We start from the raw sequence: 17,758 nt of genomic DNA, 5'->3' as shown, positions 1-17,758 counted from the left end.
GGTTATCATGCGTACAGCGAATCGCTTGTTGTTGACCGGCTTGATTGCATTCTTGCCGCTGGCCGCCACGGCAGCCGACAGCGCGCCCTCGGGAGACCCGGATGTCACGATCCGCACCGAAGGCGACAAGGAAATCCGGGAATACCGCCAAAACGGCTTCCTGTATGCGATCAAGGTAACCCCAAAAGGCGCACCTCCGTATTTCCTGGTACGCGCGGACGGAACGGATGCGAACTTCATCCGCTCTGACCAGCCGGATATGCTGATCCCGTCATGGAAGATCTTCGAATGGAAATGATTTCTTAACTTCAATTGGCGCCGCGCACCGCGGCGCCCGTACTGGCAGTTTTAACCATGTCTGTGTTCACCCCCCTGGCTCGGCCCGAGCTGGAAACCTTTCTCGCCCCTTACGGGCTCGGCCGCCTGCTTGATTTCCAGGGAATTGCCGCCGGTAGCGAAAACACCAATTTTTTCGTCAGCCTGGAACAGGGCGAGTTCGTCCTGACCCTGGTTGAACGCGGCCCGGTCGCGGAAATGCCGTTCTTCATCGAACTGCTCGACGTGCTCCACGACGCCGACTTGCCCGTGCCTTACGCGCTGCGCACCACCGACGGCGTGGCATTGCGCGAACTCAAAGGCAAACCGGCGCTGCTGCAACCGCGCTTGGCCGGCAAGCACATCAAGGACGCCAACGCCCAGCATTGCGCCCAGGTCGGTGACCTGCTCGGCCACCTGCACCTGGCCACCCAAGGCGAGAAAGTGCTGGAGCGCAAGACGGATCGCGGGCTCGACTGGATGCTCAGTGAAGGTGCGCAGTTGATTTCACACCTCAACGATGCACAGCAGCGACTGCTGCAAGACGCGCTGACCGAAATCGATGCGCACAAGGCCGAAATCCTCGCCCTGCCACGCGCCAACGTGCACGCGGACCTGTTCCGCGACAACGCGATGTTCGAAGGCACGCACCTCACAGGCCTGATCGACTTCTACAACGCCTGCTCAGGTCCGATGCTGTACGACGTGGCAATCGCCCTCAATGACTGGTGTTCGGACGCGAACGGCGTGATCGATGGCCCGCGTGCCCGCGCGTTGCTGGGTGCCTACGCGAGCCTGCGACCGTTTACGGCGAAAGAAGCCGAGCTGTGGCCGACCATGTTGCGCGTGGCGTGCGTGCGGTTCTGGCTGTCACGGCTGATCGCTGCCGAGTCGTTTGCCGGGCAGGATGTGTTGATCCATGACCCCGCCGAGTTCGAGCACCGTTTGGCGCAGCGTCAGCAGGTCACTCTGCAACTTCCGTTCGCGCTATAAGAAGATCAACTCGGTCAAAAAATGTGGGAGCTGGCTTGCCTGTGATAGCGGTGGGCCAGCAACAGAGATGCTGGCTTGCCTGACGCTATCGCAGGCAAGCCAGCTCCCACAGGATCATGCAGTGACGGTTAGAGCGACTCCAGGCAACCCGCCAAATCGTTACCCAGCTTCTCCAGCACCTGTTCATACCCCTGAGCGGTGGCGGGCGTGTACCCACCCAGCGCATCCAGCTCCGCCAGCTTCACCGGCAGGCCGGCCACTAAGGTCTCGGCCAGGCGCGGACGCAATGGCGGCTCGCTGAACACACACGTCTTACCCACCTCCTGCAATCGTGTGCGCATCGCCGCCACATGCTGGGCGCCAGGCTGCACTTCGGCGGCCACACTGAACACGCCGGTGTGCTGGAGCCCGTAGGCGTCTTCGAAGTAGTCGAAGGCTTCGTGGAAAACGAAGTAGGGTTTATCACCCACGGTTGCCAGGCGAGCCTTCAGACGGGCATCCAGCGCATCCAGTCGTTCATCGAACGCCTTCACGTTGCTTTGGTACCGCGCCGCATTGGCCGGGTCGGCCGAACTCAGGTCGGCCGCCATGCGCGCCGCGATCACTCGGGCATTCACCGTCGACAACCACAAGTGCGCATCCAGGCTGCCTGGGCGATGATCGTGGTCATGTTCGTCGGCATCATCGGCATGGGAGTGGCTATCTTCGGCAAAACGACGCAACTTCATGCCCGGCAGATCCTGCACGGCCACGGTTGGCAGGCTGCGCCCCTTGAGTACACGCGGCAGGAAGCTTTCCATGTCCGGGCCGATCCAGTACAGCAGGTCCACCGATTGCACACGCCGTACGTCGGATGGGCGCAACGCATAGTTATGCGGCGAAGCACCCGGCGGCAGCAACACTTCCGGAATGGCCACGCCATCCTGTACAGCAGCGGCAATCAGCTGCAGCGGCTTGATGCTGGTCAGTACCTTGACTTCAGCCTGAGCGGCACCTGCGATGAACAAACTGGTGACAAATACGACAAAAACGGGAAAAAGTCGGGACACGATGACCACTCAATGGCGTAGGAACGGGTAACATAATAACGTCTCTATCAAATGTCTGTCGCCGCTCATGCCTAAAACACCGCTTGCCAGCCGTCCCCATGACCACTCTCACTGCGTGCATACCGCGCTGTCGGAAGCCGACACCCTCTGCACGCAGAAGGGGTTGCGCCTGACTGCCCTGCGTCGTCGCGTGCTGGAACTGGTGTGGCAGAGCCACAAGCCGCTGGGCGCCTACGACATCCTGGGTGTGCTCAGCGAACAGGACGGCCGCCGCGCCGCGCCGCCGACCGTATACCGTGCGCTGGACTTCCTGCTGGAAAACGGCCTGGTGCACCGCATCGCCTCGCTCAACGCCTTTGTCGGCTGCAGCCACCCGGAACACGCTCATCAGGGCCAGTTCCTGATCTGCCGCGAGTGCCACGCCGCCATCGAGCTTGAACAAAAAAGCATCAGTGACGCCATCATCAAAAGCTCTACCGAGGTCGGCTTCAAGGTCGAAGGGCAAACGGTCGAAGTGGTCGGCCTGTGCTCGGGCTGCCAGGGGGCTTGATGAGCAACGCGTTAATCCGCCTGGAGCAGGTCGGGGTCACATTCGCCGGGCAAAACGTGCTGGATAACATCGCGCTCAGCGTAGAGCCCGGGCAGATCGTCACCCTGATCGGCCCCAATGGCGCCGGCAAGACCACCCTGGTGCGCGCGGTGCTTGGCCTGCTCAAGCCCGACAGCGGCACGGTGTGGCGCAAACCCAAGCTGCGCGTCGGCTACATGCCCCAGAAGCTGCACGTCGACCCGACACTGCCGCTCTCCGTGCTGCGTTTCCTGCGCCTGGTGCCCGGCGTGGACCGTGCCCGCGCGCTGTCGGCACTCAAGGAAGTCGGCGCCGAACAGGTGATCGACAGCCCGGTGCAAAGCATCTCCGGCGGCGAGATGCAGCGCGTGCTGCTGGCCCGCGCGCTGTTACGCGAACCGGAACTGCTGGTGCTGGATGAACCCGTACAAGGCGTCGACGTCGCCGGCCAGGCCGAACTCTACAGCCTGATCACCCGCCTGCGCGACCGCCACGGCTGCGGCGTGCTGATGGTTTCCCACGACCTGCACCTGGTGATGAGCACCACGGATCAGGTGGTGTGCCTCAACCGCCACGTGTGCTGCTCCGGCCACCCGGAGCAAGTCAGCGGCGACCCGGCGTTTGTCGAGCTGTTCGGCAAGAACGCCCAGAGCCTGGCGATTTATCATCACCATCACGACCACGCCCATGACCTGCATGGCGCTGTGGTCGACGATCCCGCAACACCCCACACCCACGTTCATGGAGATAGCTGCAAGCATGGCTGATTTTCTGCTGTACGCCCTGCTGGCAGGCTTGGCTTTGGCGTTGGTGGCGGGCCCGTTGGGCTCGTTCGTGGTCTGGCGCCGCATGGCCTATTTCGGCGACACGTTGTCCCATGCCGCGCTGTTGGGCGTGGCCATGGGTTTCCTGCTGGATGTCAGCCCGACCATCGCCGTAACGGTTGGCTGCCTGCTGCTGGCGGTACTGCTGGTGACCCTGCAACAGCGCCAGCCGCTGGCCTCCGACACCCTGCTCGGCATCCTGGCGCCCAGCACGCTGTCCCTGGGCCTGGTGGTGCTGAGCTTCATGCATGAAGTGCGCATCGACCTGATGGCCTACCTGTTCGGCGACCTGCTGGCCATCAGCACCACCGACCTGGCCTGGATCCTCGGCGGCAGCGCGGCCGTGCTGGTCTTGCTGGTCGCCCTGTGGCGCCCACTGCTGGCCATCACCGTGCACGAAGAACTGGCCACGGTCGAAGGCTTGCCCGTGCCGACCCTGCGCATGGCCTTGATGCTGTTGATTGCGGTGGTGATCGCTGTCGCGATGAAGATTGTCGGCGTATTGTTGATCACGTCGCTGCTGATCATTCCCGCCGCCGCCGCCCAGCGCCATGCCCGCTCACCGGAGCAAATGGCGATCGGCGCCAGCCTGTTGGGGATGCTTGCCGTGTGCGGGGGCCTGGCGCTGTCCTGGTTCAAGGACACGCCGGCCGGGCCATCGATTGTGGTCACGGCCGCCGCCCTGTTTCTGCTGAGTTTTGTCCTGCCCCGTCGAGGGGTGTAGACTTGCTCGCTTTTTGCGCAAATAGAGAGTCGCAGGAATGAAGCCGTTCACCTCCCGTTATCTGCTCCTTGCCGCATTTTCCCTGCTGCTGGGCGCCTGTCAAAGCACACCGCCCGCGGCCCCCGAGGTCCCGGACGCACGCGCTGCGGCCATCGCGCAGCTGGAACAAAACCTGGCCAGCAGCGAGCTGGCCACCGCCGAAGACGAACTGGCCGCGCTGCAAGCCCAGTCGCCCAACGACCCGACGCTGGAACCCTACCAGCGCCAATTGGCCGAAGCCTATCTGCAACGCAGCCAGATCGTGTTGCAAAAAGGTGACGTCAACGCTGCCGCGACCGCCCTCAGCCGTGCCCGTGCGCTAATGCCCAAGGCACCGGCACTCACCGGTGGCGTCAACAGCGCCATCAGCCACGCCCGCAAAGCCGAGCTGGATAAAGCCGAGGCCGCCCTGAAGGCCGCCGAAGCCAAGCCCGTCGCCAAGGTCATCGACCCTGCCGCTGAGAGCACGACGGTGGCACTGAACCTCACGGATATCGAAGAACTTCGCCATCAGCTCGATGCCATCGCCACCGACGTGGTGAACTACCAGTGCGACGTGAGCATCCAGGCGCCGCGCACCGAGGATTACCCATGGTTGGCCACTTTGCTGACCAAACGGGTGAAGCGCATTGATTCGGCGTATGACTTGAAGATTCACCGGCAGATCTTGAAAAAGATTCCGGCGCAGGTCGTGCTGATTCCGCGCAAGGCGCAATAAAGCAAAAAGCATCGCAGGCAAGCCAGCTCCCACATTTGAATGTATTCACACTTCAAATGTGGGAGCTGGCTTGCCTGCGATGACAATCTAGCAGTCAACCAAAAGTTTAAGCCGGAATCGCCTTGGCCTTAGCCTCCCGATCCCAAACCCGATGCTGCGCGATCGCCGCCACAAACGCCTTCAACGCCTTGGCATCCCCGCCCACGATCAACCCCGCATCCGCCTCCAGCTTGAGCAGGTCCACCAACTGCTTCGCCTCACCGGCCACCGCAATCGCCTTCAGATGCTTGTACGCCTCCAGCAGGTAATGCAGCGCCACGCCATCTTCACTCAGGGCCTTCACCGATTTCGCGCCGCCCGGCACAAACACCGCGTCGAACGCCACCGAGGGCAAACCTTCCATGGACGCGTCCACCGGCAGGCTCTTGCCATCGGCGGTGGTCACCGGTGCTGACGTCGGCCCCAACAATTTGGCATGGGCACCTTCGGCCTTGAGCACTTTCGTCAACGCCTCGATCGCCGCGCCGTCCACGCCGTTGGCCGCCAGGATCGCCACCTTGCGCGTCTTGATGTCGCCCGACAACAGGTTGGCCTGGCTCAAGGCTGGTGAGCGCGACAACGAGGTTTTGCGCTCTGGCACCGTACCTTTTTTGGGCACCGGCAAGCCCAGGTTCTGCGCCACACGCTTGGCAAGCTCGAGGTCAATGTTGGCCAAGATCTCATTCACCTGTCGCGCGCGAATGAACTCACGCTCCACCTTGCCCAGCTCAAAGCTGTAGGCCGCGATGATGTGCTCTTGCTCGTGCTTGCTCATGCTGCGGAAAAACAGGCGCGCCTGGGAGAAGTGATCCCCAAACGATTCACTGCGTTCGCGTACCTTATGGGCATCGATGCGCTCGTAGTAAGACTCGAAACCACCATCCTGTGCAGCAGGAGGCGTTTCCTTCGGCCAGCCACCGTCGATGGAGTTGGGTTCATAGGCCGCACGCCCCTTGTCAATCGTGGTGCGGTGCATGGCATCGCGCTGGCCATTATGGAACGGCGCCACCGGGCGGTTGATCGGCAACTCATGGAAATTCGGGCCACCGAGTCGGCTGATCTGCGTATCGGTGTAGGAAAACAGGCGACCCTGCAACAATGGGTCATTGGAGAAATCGATGCCCGGCACGATATGGCCTGGACAGAAGGCGACCTGCTCGACTTCAGCAAAGAAGTTATCCGGGTTGCGGTTCAGGACCATCTTGCCCAGCGGGGTGATGGGCACCAGTTCTTCAGGGATCAGTTTGGTCGGATCGAGAATGTCGAAGTCGAATTTATGCTCGTCCTCCTCGGCAATTACCTGCACGCCCAATTCCCACTCAGGGTAATCGCCCATCTCAATCGCTTCCCAGAGATCGCGGCGGTGGTAGTCGGTATCTTTACCGGCGAGCTTTTGCGCTTCGTCCCACACCAGCGAGCAGGTGCCGGCGGTAGGGCGCCAGTGGAATTTAACGAAGCTGGATTGCCCTTCGGCGTTGATGAAGCGAAAGGTGTGCACCCCAAAACCCTGCATGGCCCGTAGGCTTTTAGGAATCGCCCGGTCGGACATTGCCCAAATCACCATATGCGCCGATTCCGGCTGCAGTGACACGAAGTCCCAGAAGGTATCGTGGGCCGAACCGCCTGTGGGAATCTCGTTGTGAGGCTCGGGTTTTACCGCGTGAACAAAGTCGGGAAACTTGATTGCGTCCTGAATGAAAAACACCGGCATGTTGTTGCCGACCAGGTCGAAGTTGCCTTCATCCGTGAAGAATTTCACGGCAAAACCGCGGACGTCGCGCACGGTGTCGCCGGAGCCCCGAGGCCCTTGCACAGTGGAAAAACGCAGAAAAACCGGGGTTTTATGGCCAGGGTCGCGTAAGAACCCTGCCTTGGTCAGTGCCGAATGGTTTTCATAGGTCTGGAAGTAGCCATGGGCACCGGTGCCCCGCGCATGCACGATGCGCTCCGGGATACGTTCATGGTCAAAATGCGTGATCTTTTCACGCATGATGAAATCTTCCAGCAGCGATGGCCCGCGTGCGCCGGCCTTCAAGCTGTTCTGGTTATCGGAAATCTTCACACCCTGGTTGGTACGCAGGGCCTGGCCGGTCGCGTCGGAGCGAAATGCTTCCAAAGCCTGAAGTTTGGCATTGGTGTTCTTACGGTCCAGGGTATCGGTGCCGGCGAGTTCGCTCGTTGGCTTTTTCGTGCTCATCAGTCAAAACTCCTTATTCGGACCCAGGCACGGCACCTGGGTGATCGGGCTGCCTAAGTAGTGACTGACGGGGTTTTGGGCCGTTCCTTTTTTATGACCTTTGATCGCGTTATTGCCAAATCAATGGATGAATGCGAAATAAATGCTAAGAAAGACTATACGGACAGGCTAAAATGCGCGCCCGGCTAACCGCTGATCCCTTTTCCATGCGCCCCACAAGGTTCGCTACGTGATCGAGTTTCATAACGTCCATAAAACCTACCGCGTCGCCGGTAAGGATATCCCCGCGCTGCACCCCACCAGCCTGCGCGTCGAGCACGGCCAGGTGTTTGGCCTTATCGGCCACTCGGGTGCGGGTAAAAGCACCCTGCTGCGCCTGATCAACCGCCTTGAAGAGCCAAGCGGCGGCCAGATCACGGTGGATGGCGAAGAAGTCACCGCCCTGGACGCCAACGGCCTGCGCCGTTTCCGCCAGCAGGTCGGGATGATTTTCCAGCACTTCAATTTGCTGGCGTCCAAGACAGTCGCCGACAACGTCGCGCTGCCGCTGACCCTGGCCGGCGAATTGTCGCGCAAGGAAATCGACCTGCGCGTGGCTGAACTGCTCGCCCGCGTTGGCCTGTCGGACCACGCCAGGAAGTACCCGGCCCAGCTGTCGGGCGGCCAGAAGCAGCGCGTCGGCATTGCCCGCGCCCTGGCGACCAAGCCAAAGATTTTGCTGTGCGACGAAGCCACCAGTGCCCTCGACCCGCAGACCACCGCATCGGTGCTCAAACTGCTGGCCGAGATCAACCGCGAACTGAACCTGACCATCGTGCTGATCACCCATGAAATGGACGTGATCCGCCGCGTGTGCGACCAGGTGGCTGTGATGGACGCTGGCGTGATCGTCGAGCAAGGCTCAGTGGCAGAAGTATTCCTGCACCCACAGCACCCGACCACCAAGCGCTTCGTGCAAGAAGCCGAGCAGGTCGACGAAGGCGAACAGCGCGATGTGTTCGCCCACGTGCCGGGGCGCATCGTGCGCCTGACGTTCCAGGGCGAAGCGACCTACGCGCCTTTGCTGGGTACCGTCGCCCGTGAAACAGGTGTGGACTACAGCATCCTCGCCGGTCGTATCGACCACATCAAAGACACGCCCTACGGCCAATTGACCCTCGCCGTCACCGGTGGGGACATGGAAGCCGCGTTCGCCCGCTTTACTGCGGCAGACGTCCACATGGAGGTCCTGCGCTAATGGACGTTTTGTTGAGTTTCTTCGCCAATATCGACTGGTCGGAAATCTGGCTCGCCACCGGCGACACCATGACCATGCTGTTTGGCTCACTGTTCTTCACCGTGGTGCTCGGCCTGCCGCTGGGCGTGCTGCTGTTCCTGACCAGCCCGCGCCAGCTGTTCGAGCAAAAAAGCCTGTACGCCTTCCTGTCGCTGATCGTGAATATCCTGCGCTCACTGCCGTTCATCATTCTGTTGATCGTGATGATTCCATTCACCGTACTGCTTACCGGCACGTCGCTGGGTGTGGCCGGTGCGATTCCGCCGCTGGTGGTCGGGGCGACGCCGTTCTTCGCACGCCTGGTGGAAACCGCCCTGCGTGAAGTGGACCGCGGCATCATCGAGGCCACCCAGTCCATGGGCGCTACCACGCGCCAGATCATCACCAACGCCCTGCTGCCCGAAGCCCGCCCTGGCATTTTCGCGGCGATTACGGTGACGGCGATTACACTGGTGTCCTACACGGCCATGGCCGGTGTCGTAGGTGCTGGTGGCTTGGGAGACCTGGCGATCCGCTTTGGTTATCAGCGCTTCCAGACCGATGTGATGGTGGTCACCGTGGTGATGCTGTTGATCCTGGTGCAAATTCTGCAAACCGTCGGCGACAAGCTGGTGGTGCATTTTTCTCGAAAATAACGGCCATTGCCGGCCACAAGCCGGCACATGCCCGAACAAGGAGCTTGTTGGATGAAAAAACTACTGGTTGCTTTCGCCGCCGTTGCCGCGTTTTCCGCCCACGCCGAGACCATTACCGTCGCTGCGTCGCCTGTGCCTCACGCGGAAATCCTGGAATTCGTGAAACCTGCACTCGCCAAAGAAGGCGTGGATTTGCAGGTCAAGGTCTTCACCGACTACGTGCAGCCAAACGTACAGGTGGCTGAAAAGCGCCTGGACGCCAACTTCTTCCAGCACCAGCCGTACCTGGATGAATTCAACAAGGCCAAGGGCACCCATTTGGTGAGCGTTGGCGCGGTGCACCTGGAGCCCCTGGGCGCCTACTCCAGCAAATACAAGAAGCTGGACGAGCTGCCAAGCGGTGCCAACGTGGTCATCCCGAACGACGCCACCAACGGCGGCCGCGCGCTGTTGCTGCTGGCCAAGAACGGCCTGATCACCCTGAAGGACCCGACCAACATCCTGTCGACCATCAAGGACATCACCGCCAACCCTAAAGGCCTGAAGTTCCGCGAACTGGAAGCCGCCACCCTGCCGCGCGTGCTGACCCAGGTCGACCTGGCGCTGATCAACACCAACTACGCACTGGAAGCCAAGCTGGACCCGTCCAAGGACGCCCTGGTGATCGAAGGCAGCGACTCGCCTTACGTGAACATCCTGGTCACCCGCGAAGACAACAAGGATTCGGACGCGGTGAAGAAGCTGGTAGCAGCCCTGCACACGCCTGAAGTGAAGCAATTCATCGAAGAGAAGTACAAAGGCGCGATCAAGCCAGCGTTCTGATGTAACCCTATCTCCCAAACACCGGAGATCAAAAAATGTGGGAGCGGGCTTGCTCGCGAAAGCTGAGTGTCAGTCGATAGATTCGTAACTGATACACCGCATTCGCGAGCAAGCCCGCTCCCACATTTGTTTTGCGTTGCTAGTTACTTGCGCTGCAACAGGCCAGGCAGTTGCGCGATTAGCTTCTGGTTATTCAACGGCGCCCGAATAAACCCACGCTGAGTCCCGTCCGGCCCAATCACCGCCAAGTTGCCGCTATGGTCGACGGTGTAGTTGGGCTTGCTGGTATCGGCCGGGATAAACGGAATGCTCACCGCATTCGAAACCTTCTGCACATCCTCCACGTTTGCGCCGGTCAGACCTTCAAACTGCGGGTCGAAGTAACCCAGGTACTGCTTGAGCTGGGCCGGGGTGTCGCGGTTCGGGTCGACGCTGACCAGGATCACCTGCAACTTGTCCACCGCCTCTTTAGGCAGTTCGCTCTTGATCTGGCGCAGCTGGGCGAGAGTGGTAGGGCAGATATCCGGGCAGAAGGTGTAGCCGAAGAACAGCAGGCTCCACTTGCCTTTCAATTCGTTGACCACCACCGGCTGGCCTTCCTGATTGGTCATGCTCACTGGCGGCAACTGGCGGCTTTGCGGCAGCAGGATAATGCCGGCGTCGATCAGTGCGGTAGGGTCGCCCTGGCCTTTGCCCGAGAGCACTTTGTTGACGGTCAGGCCCATGATCAACGCGACGATGGCCACCAGGATGAAGACGGTTTTTTGAGTTCGAGTCATAGGTTCAACAATAAGTAGTGGTCTACGAGCAGGGCGATGAACAGCAGCAGCAGGTACCAGATAGAGTACTTGAAGGTGTTGATCGCCGCGTGCGGCTGAGCGCCACGGTACAACACCAGGGCCCATTGCAGAAAGCGCCCGCCCAACAGCAGCGCACAGGCCAGGTACAACAGGCCGCTCATGTGGATCACGTACGGCATCAGGCTCACCGCCAGCAGGGCGAAGGTGTAGAGCAGGATGTGCACCTTGGTGTAGTGCTCGCCATGGGTGACCGGCAACATGGGGATGTCGGCCTTGGCGTATTCCTCCTTGCGGTGGATGGCCAGGGCCCAGAAGTGCGGCGGGGTCCAGGCGAAGATGATCAGCACCAGCAGCAAAGGTTCGGCGCTGACATGCCCGGTCACGGCCACCCAGCCCAACAGCGGCGGCGCGGCCCCGGCGAGCCCGCCGATGACGATGTTCTGCGGTGTCGCGCGCTTGAGAAAGCCGGTATAGATCACCGCATACCCCAACAGCGACGCCAGCGTCAGCCAGGCGGCCAACGGGTTGGTAAAGGCCAGCAGCAGGGCCAGTCCCGCCACCGCCAGAAACAAAGCAAACGCCAACGCGGCCAGCGGCGACACACGCCCCTCGGCCAACGGGCGCTTATGGGTGCGCGCCATCACCGCATCAATGCGCCGGTCCACCACATGGTTCACCGCCGCTGCGCCACCGGCGCACAGGGCGATCCCCAGGTTACCGAATACCAGCACCGTCCAGGGCACCCCGGCGCGCGTGGCGAGGAACATGCCCACCAGGGAGGTGATGAGCATCAGCACCACCACTTTCGGCTTGGTCAGCTCCAAATAGTCACGCCAGATCGGCTGGCTGTGGCGTGCGCCGATCAAGGTCGCCATGGCATCTCTCCTTTAAGGGTGATGAGGCCCGATACGTGTTTGCGCGGAATGAAGCGCCAGCCGAAGCGTGACGGGTTGCGCACCCGGACCAGGCTGGTACGGGCGTGGTAATTGACCAGCACCAGGCTCAACAACAGCGCCGCGCCACCCGCGTTGTGCGCCACCGCCACCGGCAATGGCAGATGGAAATACACGTTGCTCAGGCCCAGGCTGATTTGCGCCGCCAGCGCGATCAGCAGCAGGCCCGCCAACCGCGTCATGCCCACTGCGCGCAGTTGCCAGGCCAGGCCCAGCAGCACCAGAGTCACGATGACCGCGCCGATGCGGTGGGTCAGGTGGATCGCGGTGCGCGCATCGCTGTCGAGCTGTCCGCCCAAGTAATTGGGGCCGATGTGTTGGGTGAGGTGAAACCCGTTGGCAAAGTCCGCCGCCGGCCACCACTGGCCGTGGCACGTGGGCAGGTCAATGCAGGCCACCGCCGCATAATTGGAACTGACCCAGCCCCCCAGCGCGATCTGGCCGATTACCAGCACCAACCCCGCCGTCGCCCAATATTGCAGGCGCTTGGGCACGATCAACGCGGGCAACACGCCGGACAAGCGCAGGGTCAGCAGAAACAACAGGCTCAGGGTCGCGAAGCCGCCCAGCAGGTGGCCAGTCACCACCTGCGGCCACAGCTTGAGCGTCACCGTCCACATGCCGAACGCCGCCTGGGCGAACACCACCGCCAACAGAAACAGTGGCAACTTCACCGGCTGGCCCGGATCACGCCGATGGCTCCAGGAGCGCGCCGCCAACAGCACGATCAACAACCCCAGGGTGCCGGCAAAGTAGCGATGGGTCATCTCGGCCCAGCCCTTGTCGGCCTCGACCGGCGCATCCGGAAAATGCAGCTCGGCGTGGGCCAGTTGGGCTTCGGTCTTGGGAACGCTGATAAAGCCGTAGCAGCCCGGCCAGTCCGGACACCCCAGGCCGGCATGGGTCAGGCGGGTATAGGCACCCAGCAGCACGACGAACAGCGCCAGCAAGGTGGCAAACAACGCGAGGCGAAATCCAGGTTTGGCCATGACGATGCCCTTATCCGATGTTCGACAGTTTCAGCAGCAGGCGCAGGTCGTTGAGCAAGTCCTTGCCCTTGACCTTGGCGTCGTAGCGCAGCACCAGGTTGCCGTGGGGGTCGACGATCCACAGCTGCGCGTCGCCGGGTGCAGCGGCGTCTTTGGTGAAGGTCGACAGGTCCAGGGGGTAGCGCTGCAACTGCGGGTATTCGGCCTTGAGCTTGGCTTCGTATTCGGTGCCGACCGGTAGCGCGCTGGCCAGGGCATGACTGGCGCGGGAAGCGTCGCGGCCCAGGCTGATCTGCAGTTGGCGCGCGAGGTACACCAATTGCTGGCAATCGGCGGCGCAGGCGGTGGGTGCAGTCACCAGCAGTTGCCAGCGGTCTTCATCGGCCTGCACACCGATGTCGGCACGCGTCTGACCATTGCCGATCATCTCGCCGTGGTAGCTGCGACTCTCGGGCACCCAGAACTGCAGCTTGTACATGAAGGTGGCCAGTGCCATCGGGCCAATCACCATCATCAGGATCAGGATCAACTGCCAGCGGCCTTTGCGTCGGTCGGGCGTGACAGGCGCGTCAGACATGTTGAGTGGATTCATGGCCGCTCCCATGGTGCTTCTCCTTTTTGTTATGCCATCCGAGGTAGAGGTAAAGCGCCAACAGCGCCACTGCCATGGCAAACCATTGCACGGCATACCCCAAGTGTTTTTCCGGGCCCATGGCGACCACCGCCCAGGTGGTGTCGTACGTACCGGCGCCGGCTTCTGCGCGCAGCTCGTAGGCAAACCCGTTGCGGCCCAGCTCCGCCCACAACGCAGCCGGGTGCAGGGCAGTGAGCAGGCGCGGCCACTGTGCGGTGGCTGGGTCGGCGTGCAATTGGAACGTTTCGCCTGGAGCCACGTAGACCCAGGCGTCGAGGTTCACCGGCTGATTGGGGGTGGTGAAGACGGGCGGGACACGTCGGTCTGGCCAAGGCAGCCAGCCGCGGTTGAGCAACAGCCACTCGCCGCTGGCCTGGTCATGAAAGGGTTGCAGCAGCTCGACGCCCGCCCGGCCGTCACGCATGCGATTGTCGAGCAACACGCTGTGTTCGGCGTCGAACTGGCCGCGCAGGCGAACGCGACGAAAGGCCGGGTCAGTCAAGTCGACGAGTTGCGCGCTGCTCACCGGGTCAGCCACACGGCGCTCGGCATAGCTGTCCACCAGCAGCTGCTTTTCATGGCCGCGCGACAGTTGCCAGAACCCCAGGCCCACCATCAAGGGCAGCAGCACCAGCACCACCAATGTGGGTGCGAGCCCTGGGCGAAAGTCTTTTATGGCGGTGGCTATACTTGTTTTCATTGCCCGCCCCTCTCCTCAATGCCCCACCGCGCCAGGAACCCAGACATGCTCAAAGCCGCCATTGCCCTGATGCTGATCGCGACCGTCGCGAGCCTGTTCAGTGGCTTGTTCTTCCTGGTCAAGGACGAGGGCAACTCCAACCGCCTCGTCACCGCCCTGACCGTGCGTGTGGTACTGGCCGTGATCACCGTGGCGTTGATCGCCTGGGGCTTTTTCAGCGGCCAGTTGGTGTCCCATGCGCCGTGGTAAGACGCGTCACAGCACGTAGACGAAGAAAAACAGGCCGATCCACACCACATCCACAAAGTGCCAATACCAACTGGCCGCCTCGAAACCGAACTGGTGTTCGGCATTGAAGTGCCCCTTGAGGATGCGCATCAGCATCACGAACAAAATAATCGTGCCGATGGTCACGTGGGCGCCATGAAAGCCTGTGAGCATGAAGAAGGTCGCGCCGTACACGCCGGAGCCGAGGGTCAGGCCCAGCTCTTTATAGGCATGCATGTACTCCTCGGCCTGGAAGCCCAGGAATGCCCAACCCAGCAGCACGGTGATCGCCAGCCAGATTTTCAACGCACCACGGTGCCCCTTGCGCAACGCATGGTGCGCCAGGGTGATGGTCACGCTGGAACTGACCAGCAGGATCGTGTTGACCAGCGGCAAGCCCCACGGGCTGATCGTGCCTTCCGGCGGCGGGTACAGTTTCGGGTCAGGGTTGTTGAGCAGCGGCCAGGTAAATTCGAAGTTCGGCCACAGCATGTGCGCGATGCCCTTGTGGCCTTCGCCGCCCAGCCACGGGCCGGACATATGCCGCACGTAGAACAGCGCACCGAAGAAGGCGATAAAGAACATCACCTCGGAAAAGATGAACCAAGTCATGCCCCAGCGGAACGAGCGGTCCATCTGCGGGCTGTACAAACCGGCGCGGCTTTCCTTGATCACCGCGCCAAACCAACCGAACAGCATGTAGGCCAGCAACAGGCCGCCGACGAAGAAAATCCACGGGCCGTGGGATTCCGGGCGCGCCGCCTTCAGGTCGTTGAACCACACGGCCAGGCCGTACACCGTGATCAACATGCCAAACGTAGCAATTATTGGCCATTTGCTTTGCGCTGGTACGTAGTACGTATCATGAGACGACATGTATTCGCTCTCCTGATTGAGGGGGCAAACAGTAGCTAGCCCCCGGTGTGGACAGCCACCGGCGGTTGGCGCGCAGTGATATCGAACAGCGTGTACGCCAGGGTCAAATGCTTCACATCCTTGGGCATGTCGCGATCGACAATAAAACGCACCGGCATTTCGATGCGCTGGCCTGGCTGCAGCACTTGCTGGGTGAAACAAAAACACTCGGTCTTGTGGAAATACATCGCCGCTTCCGCCGGGGAAATACTCGGTACGGCCTGGGCGGTCATGGGTTTATCGGTAGGGTTGTAGGCCACAAACAGCATCTCGGTGACCGCACCGGGATTGACCACCACTTCATCGGCCTTGGAATGGAACTCCCAGACCATGTCGATGGCATTGGTGGACAGGAACTGCACCCGCACCTGGCGCGTGGGATCCACCACCTGCTCACCCTCGTACTGCCCGGCGGTCTTGCCGTTGATACCGAAGGCTTTGCACATCACGTCGTAGATCGGCACCAGGGCAAAGCCGAAGGCGAACATGGCCACCACCAGGATCAGCAGGCGGGTGACCAGCCGCCTGATCGGCACCGATTCAGCCATCACACACCCCCTCGCTGTTGATTTTCTGTGGGAGCTGGCTTGCCTGCGATGGCGGTGTCCCAGCGACCATTTCCGGCAACTGACACACCGCTATCGCTGGCAAGCCAGCTCCTACAAGGGATTTGTACAGAGGTGTTCATTTGACCTCCGGCGGCGTGGTGAAGGTGTGGTACGGCGCCGGCGAAGGAATGCTCCATTCCAGCCCTTCAGCCCCATCCCACGGCTTGGCCGGCGCAGGCGGGCCGCCACGGATGCACTTGATCACGATGAACAGGAAGAAGATCTGCGTAGCGCCGAACATGAACGCGCCAATCGACGAAACCATGTTGAAGTCGGCGAACTGCAGGTTGTAGTCCGGCACCCGGCGCGGCATACCGGCCAGCCCCACGAAATGCATCGGGAAGAACGCCAGGTTCATGCCCACGAAGGACAGCCAGAAGTGCAGCTTGCCCAGGGTTTCGTCGTACATGTGGCCGGTCCATTTCGGCAGCCAGTAGTACGCCGAGGCGAAGATGCCAAAGATCGCGCCAGGCACCAGTACGTAATGGAAGTGCGCCACCACAAAGTAGGTGTCGTGGTACTGGAAGTCGGCGGGCGCAATCGCCAGCATCAGCCCGGAGAAGCCGCCGATGGTGAACAAAATCACGAAGGCTACGGCAAACAGCATCGGCGTCTCGAAGGTCAGCGAGCCTTGCCACATGGTGCTGACCCAGTTGAACACCTTCACCCCCGTGGGCACGGCGATCAGCAGGGTGGCGTACATGAAGAACAGCTCGCCCACCAGCGGGATGCCGACCACAAACATGTGGTGCGCCCACACGATGAACGACAGGAACGCGATGCTCGCCGTGGCGTAGACCATCGAGGTGTAGCCGAACAGCGGCTTGCGCGAGAAGGTCGGGATGATCGAACTGACGGCACCGAACGCCGGCAGGATCATGATGTACACCTCCGGGTGACCGAAGAACCAGAACACGTGCTGGAACAGCACAGGGTCACCGCCACCGGCCGCGCTGAAGAAACTGGTGCCGAAATGGATGTCCATCAGCATCATGGTCACGCAGCCCGCCAGCACCGGCATCACCGCGATCAACAGGAAGGCGGTGATCAGCCAGGTCCACACGAACAGCGGCATTTTCATCAACGTCATGCCGGGCGCACGCAGGTTGAGGATGGTGGCGACCACGTTGATCGCGCCCATGATCGAACTGATGCCCATCAGGTGGATGGCGAAAATAAAGAACGTCACGCTTTCCGGTGCATAGGTGGTGGAGAGCGGGGCATAGAAGGTCCAGCCGAAATTCGGCCCGCCCCCGGGGGTGAACAGGGTCGACACCAGTAGCAGGAACGCGGCCGGCAACAGCCAGAAGCTGAAGTTGTTCATGCGCGGCAGAGCCATGTCCGGCGCGCCGATCATCAGCGGGATCATCCAGTTGGCCAGGCCGACGAACGCCGGCATTACTGCACCGAACACCATGATCAAACCGTGCATGGTGGTCATCTGGTTGAAAAACGCCGGTTGCACGATCTGCAGGCCCGGCTGGAACAGTTCGGCACGAATCACCATGGCGAACGAGCCGCCGAGCAGGAACATGGTGAAGGCGAACCACAGGTACATCGTGCCGATGTCTTTATGGTTGGTGGTCAGCACCCAGCGCATCAATCCTTTGGCGGGGCCGTGGGCATGGTCGGCATGACCATGGTCGATCACAGTGCTCATGGCCGTTCTCCTGCAAGCGAGTGGGCGGGGCGG

Annotated in this window: 20 protein-coding genes; 10 read left to right on the top strand and 10 right to left on the bottom strand. The window is 61.5% G+C overall.

The window, feature by feature from the left end; genetic code table 11:
- The first annotated feature begins 7 nt into the window (after positions 1-7).
- Together M2394_RS11310 and M2394_RS11305 are read left to right on the top strand one after the other, a co-directional pair.
- A complete protein-coding gene (locus M2394_RS11310; protein ID WP_016969541.1) occupies positions 8-298 on the top strand; it encodes a DUF2782 domain-containing protein in 291 nt (96 codons plus the stop codon).
- A 56-nt stretch (positions 299-354) separates the two neighbouring features.
- The gene (locus M2394_RS11305; RefSeq protein ID WP_259172503.1) at positions 355-1,308 is read left to right on the top strand and encodes a homoserine kinase; all 954 of its coding nucleotides are present in this window, start codon (positions 355-357) and stop codon (positions 1,306-1,308) included.
- A gap of 128 nt (positions 1,309-1,436) precedes the next feature.
- Here M2394_RS11305 and M2394_RS11300 read toward each other — a convergent pair whose 3' ends face one another.
- Entirely contained in the window at positions 1,437-2,366 is a 930-nt protein-coding gene (locus M2394_RS11300; protein ID WP_259172502.1) for a zinc ABC transporter substrate-binding protein, read from the bottom strand.
- 58 nt (positions 2,367-2,424) lie between these two features.
- Between M2394_RS11300 and M2394_RS11295 the strand changes: the two genes are divergently transcribed.
- The 4 genes from M2394_RS11295 to M2394_RS11280 are packed head-to-tail and all read left to right on the top strand — an operon-like array spanning position 2,425 to position 5,230.
- Positions 2,425-2,907 carry a Fur family transcriptional regulator gene (locus M2394_RS11295; RefSeq protein WP_372339939.1) on the top strand — a complete coding sequence of 161 codons (483 nt, stop codon included), beginning with the start codon at positions 2,425-2,427 and terminating at the stop codon, positions 2,905-2,907.
- Positions 2,907-3,692 carry a zinc ABC transporter ATP-binding protein ZnuC gene (gene znuC, locus M2394_RS11290; RefSeq protein WP_178923926.1) on the top strand — a complete coding sequence of 262 codons (786 nt, stop codon included), beginning with the start codon at positions 2,907-2,909 and terminating at the stop codon, positions 3,690-3,692. Before M2394_RS11295 ends, znuC begins: the two co-directional genes overlap by 1 nt.
- Positions 3,685-4,473 (top strand): zinc ABC transporter permease subunit ZnuB, encoded by a 789-nt coding sequence (gene znuB, locus M2394_RS11285; RefSeq protein WP_016969536.1) that lies wholly within the window; start codon positions 3,685-3,687, stop codon positions 4,471-4,473. Before znuC ends, znuB begins: the two co-directional genes overlap by 8 nt.
- Before the next feature lie 37 nt (positions 4,474-4,510).
- Entirely contained in the window at positions 4,511-5,230 is a 720-nt protein-coding gene (locus tag M2394_RS11280; protein ID WP_178923928.1) for a PA5502 family lipoprotein, read from the top strand.
- 106 nt (positions 5,231-5,336) lie between these two features.
- Here M2394_RS11280 and katE read toward each other — a convergent pair whose 3' ends face one another.
- Complete coding sequence (gene katE, locus M2394_RS11275) at positions 5,337-7,466, bottom strand: catalase HPII (RefSeq protein WP_259172500.1); 2,130 nt, start codon at positions 7,464-7,466, stop codon at positions 5,337-5,339.
- Positions 7,467-7,695: 229 nt separating this feature from the next.
- Between katE and M2394_RS11270 the strand changes: the two genes are divergently transcribed.
- Genes M2394_RS11270 through M2394_RS11260 form a run of 3 tightly spaced genes read left to right on the top strand, consistent with a single transcriptional unit; the run spans position 7,696 to position 10,199 of the window.
- Positions 7,696-8,703, top strand: coding sequence for a methionine ABC transporter ATP-binding protein (locus M2394_RS11270; protein ID WP_259172499.1), 1,008 nt, complete (start codon positions 7,696-7,698; stop codon positions 8,701-8,703).
- The gene (locus M2394_RS11265; RefSeq protein WP_178923934.1) at positions 8,703-9,377 is read left to right on the top strand and encodes a methionine ABC transporter permease; all 675 of its coding nucleotides are present in this window, start codon (positions 8,703-8,705) and stop codon (positions 9,375-9,377) included. Before M2394_RS11270 ends, M2394_RS11265 begins: the two co-directional genes overlap by 1 nt.
- 51 nt (positions 9,378-9,428) lie before the next feature.
- Positions 9,429-10,199 carry a MetQ/NlpA family ABC transporter substrate-binding protein gene (locus M2394_RS11260; protein ID WP_092241435.1) on the top strand — a complete coding sequence of 257 codons (771 nt, stop codon included), beginning with the start codon at positions 9,429-9,431 and terminating at the stop codon, positions 10,197-10,199.
- Positions 10,200-10,342: 143 nt separating this feature from the next.
- On the opposite strand, the gene M2394_RS11255 is transcribed toward M2394_RS11260, so the two are convergent.
- From M2394_RS11255 to M2394_RS11235, 5 genes are read right to left on the bottom strand one after another with little or no spacing between them, the layout of a single operon-like run.
- Positions 10,343-10,978, bottom strand: a complete 636-nt coding sequence (locus tag M2394_RS11255; RefSeq protein WP_259172497.1) for an SCO family protein — start codon at positions 10,976-10,978, stop codon at positions 10,343-10,345.
- On the bottom strand, positions 10,975-11,874 hold the full coding sequence (gene cyoE / locus M2394_RS11250; RefSeq protein ID WP_178923937.1) for a heme o synthase: 900 nt from the start codon (positions 11,872-11,874) through the stop codon (positions 10,975-10,977). The genes M2394_RS11255 and cyoE overlap by 4 nt, the downstream gene beginning before the upstream one ends.
- Complete coding sequence (locus M2394_RS11245; RefSeq protein WP_178923938.1) at positions 11,862-12,941, bottom strand: heme A synthase; 1,080 nt, start codon at positions 12,939-12,941, stop codon at positions 11,862-11,864. Before M2394_RS11245 ends, cyoE begins: the two co-directional genes overlap by 13 nt.
- 10 nt (positions 12,942-12,951) lie before the next feature.
- On the bottom strand, positions 12,952-13,545 hold the full coding sequence (locus M2394_RS11240) for a hypothetical protein (protein WP_178923939.1): 594 nt from the start codon (positions 13,543-13,545) through the stop codon (positions 12,952-12,954).
- Positions 13,511-14,275 carry an SURF1 family protein gene (locus M2394_RS11235; RefSeq protein ID WP_259172496.1) on the bottom strand — a complete coding sequence of 255 codons (765 nt, stop codon included), beginning with the start codon at positions 14,273-14,275 and terminating at the stop codon, positions 13,511-13,513. The genes M2394_RS11240 and M2394_RS11235 overlap by 35 nt, the downstream gene beginning before the upstream one ends.
- A 45-nt stretch (positions 14,276-14,320) precedes the next feature.
- On the opposite strand from M2394_RS11235, the gene M2394_RS11230 reads away from it, so the two are divergent.
- Positions 14,321-14,524: a twin transmembrane helix small protein gene (locus M2394_RS11230; protein WP_176994627.1), complete on the top strand. Its 204-nt coding sequence runs from the start codon at positions 14,321-14,323 to the stop codon at positions 14,522-14,524.
- Between the two features lie 6 nt (positions 14,525-14,530).
- On the opposite strand, the gene M2394_RS11225 is transcribed toward M2394_RS11230, so the two are convergent.
- The 3 genes from M2394_RS11225 to ctaD form a co-directional block, all read right to left on the bottom strand.
- Positions 14,531-15,418 (bottom strand): cytochrome c oxidase subunit 3, encoded by an 888-nt coding sequence (locus tag M2394_RS11225; RefSeq protein WP_176994626.1) that lies wholly within the window; start codon positions 15,416-15,418, stop codon positions 14,531-14,533.
- Between the two features lie 35 nt (positions 15,419-15,453).
- On the bottom strand, positions 15,454-16,005 hold the full coding sequence (locus tag M2394_RS11220) for a cytochrome c oxidase assembly protein (RefSeq protein WP_176994625.1): 552 nt from the start codon (positions 16,003-16,005) through the stop codon (positions 15,454-15,456).
- A gap of 136 nt (positions 16,006-16,141) precedes the next feature.
- Complete coding sequence (gene ctaD / locus M2394_RS11215) at positions 16,142-17,725, bottom strand: cytochrome c oxidase subunit I (RefSeq protein WP_178923941.1); 1,584 nt, start codon at positions 17,723-17,725, stop codon at positions 16,142-16,144.
- Positions 17,726-17,758: the final 33 nt, after the last annotated feature.

Origin of the sequence: Pseudomonas sp. BIGb0164 (assembly GCF_024810135.1) — a bacterium.
Classification (GTDB): domain Bacteria; phylum Pseudomonadota; class Gammaproteobacteria; order Pseudomonadales; family Pseudomonadaceae; genus Aquipseudomonas.
The sequence above is the reverse complement of the archived record's forward strand: the minus strand, read 5'-3'. Positions and strand labels throughout refer to the sequence as shown.

Excerpts from the sequence above, each read along its gene's own strand:
- M2394_RS11310 (WP_016969541.1), top strand. The coding sequence starts at position 8 with ATGCGTACAGCGAATCGCTTGTTGTTGACCGGCTTGATTGCATTCTTG.
- M2394_RS11305 (WP_259172503.1), top strand. The coding sequence starts at position 355 with ATGTCTGTGTTCACCCCCCTGGCTCGGCCCGAGCTGGAAACCTTTCTC.
- M2394_RS11295 (WP_372339939.1), top strand. The coding sequence starts at position 2,425 with ATGCCTAAAACACCGCTTGCCAGCCGTCCCCATGACCACTCTCACTGC.
- znuC (WP_178923926.1), top strand. The coding sequence starts at position 2,907 with ATGAGCAACGCGTTAATCCGCCTGGAGCAGGTCGGGGTCACATTCGCC.
- znuB (WP_016969536.1), top strand. The coding sequence starts at position 3,685 with ATGGCTGATTTTCTGCTGTACGCCCTGCTGGCAGGCTTGGCTTTGGCG.
- M2394_RS11280 (WP_178923928.1), top strand. The coding sequence starts at position 4,511 with ATGAAGCCGTTCACCTCCCGTTATCTGCTCCTTGCCGCATTTTCCCTG.
- katE (WP_259172500.1), bottom strand. The coding sequence starts at position 7,466 with ATGAGCACGAAAAAGCCAACGAGCGAACTCGCCGGCACCGATACCCTG.
- M2394_RS11265 (WP_178923934.1), top strand. The coding sequence starts at position 8,703 with ATGGACGTTTTGTTGAGTTTCTTCGCCAATATCGACTGGTCGGAAATC.
- M2394_RS11260 (WP_092241435.1), top strand. The coding sequence starts at position 9,429 with ATGAAAAAACTACTGGTTGCTTTCGCCGCCGTTGCCGCGTTTTCCGCC.
- M2394_RS11255 (WP_259172497.1), bottom strand. The coding sequence starts at position 10,978 with ATGACTCGAACTCAAAAAACCGTCTTCATCCTGGTGGCCATCGTCGCG.
- cyoE (WP_178923937.1), bottom strand. The coding sequence starts at position 11,874 with ATGGCGACCTTGATCGGCGCACGCCACAGCCAGCCGATCTGGCGTGAC.
- M2394_RS11245 (WP_178923938.1), bottom strand. The coding sequence starts at position 12,941 with ATGGCCAAACCTGGATTTCGCCTCGCGTTGTTTGCCACCTTGCTGGCG.
- M2394_RS11240 (WP_178923939.1), bottom strand. The coding sequence starts at position 13,545 with ATGGGAGCGGCCATGAATCCACTCAACATGTCTGACGCGCCTGTCACG.
- M2394_RS11235 (WP_259172496.1), bottom strand. The coding sequence starts at position 14,275 with ATGAAAACAAGTATAGCCACCGCCATAAAAGACTTTCGCCCAGGGCTC.
- M2394_RS11230 (WP_176994627.1), top strand. The coding sequence starts at position 14,321 with ATGCTCAAAGCCGCCATTGCCCTGATGCTGATCGCGACCGTCGCGAGC.
- M2394_RS11225 (WP_176994626.1), bottom strand. The coding sequence starts at position 15,418 with ATGTCGTCTCATGATACGTACTACGTACCAGCGCAAAGCAAATGGCCA.
- M2394_RS11220 (WP_176994625.1), bottom strand. The coding sequence starts at position 16,005 with ATGGCTGAATCGGTGCCGATCAGGCGGCTGGTCACCCGCCTGCTGATC.
- ctaD (WP_178923941.1), bottom strand. The coding sequence starts at position 17,725 with ATGAGCACTGTGATCGACCATGGTCATGCCGACCATGCCCACGGCCCC.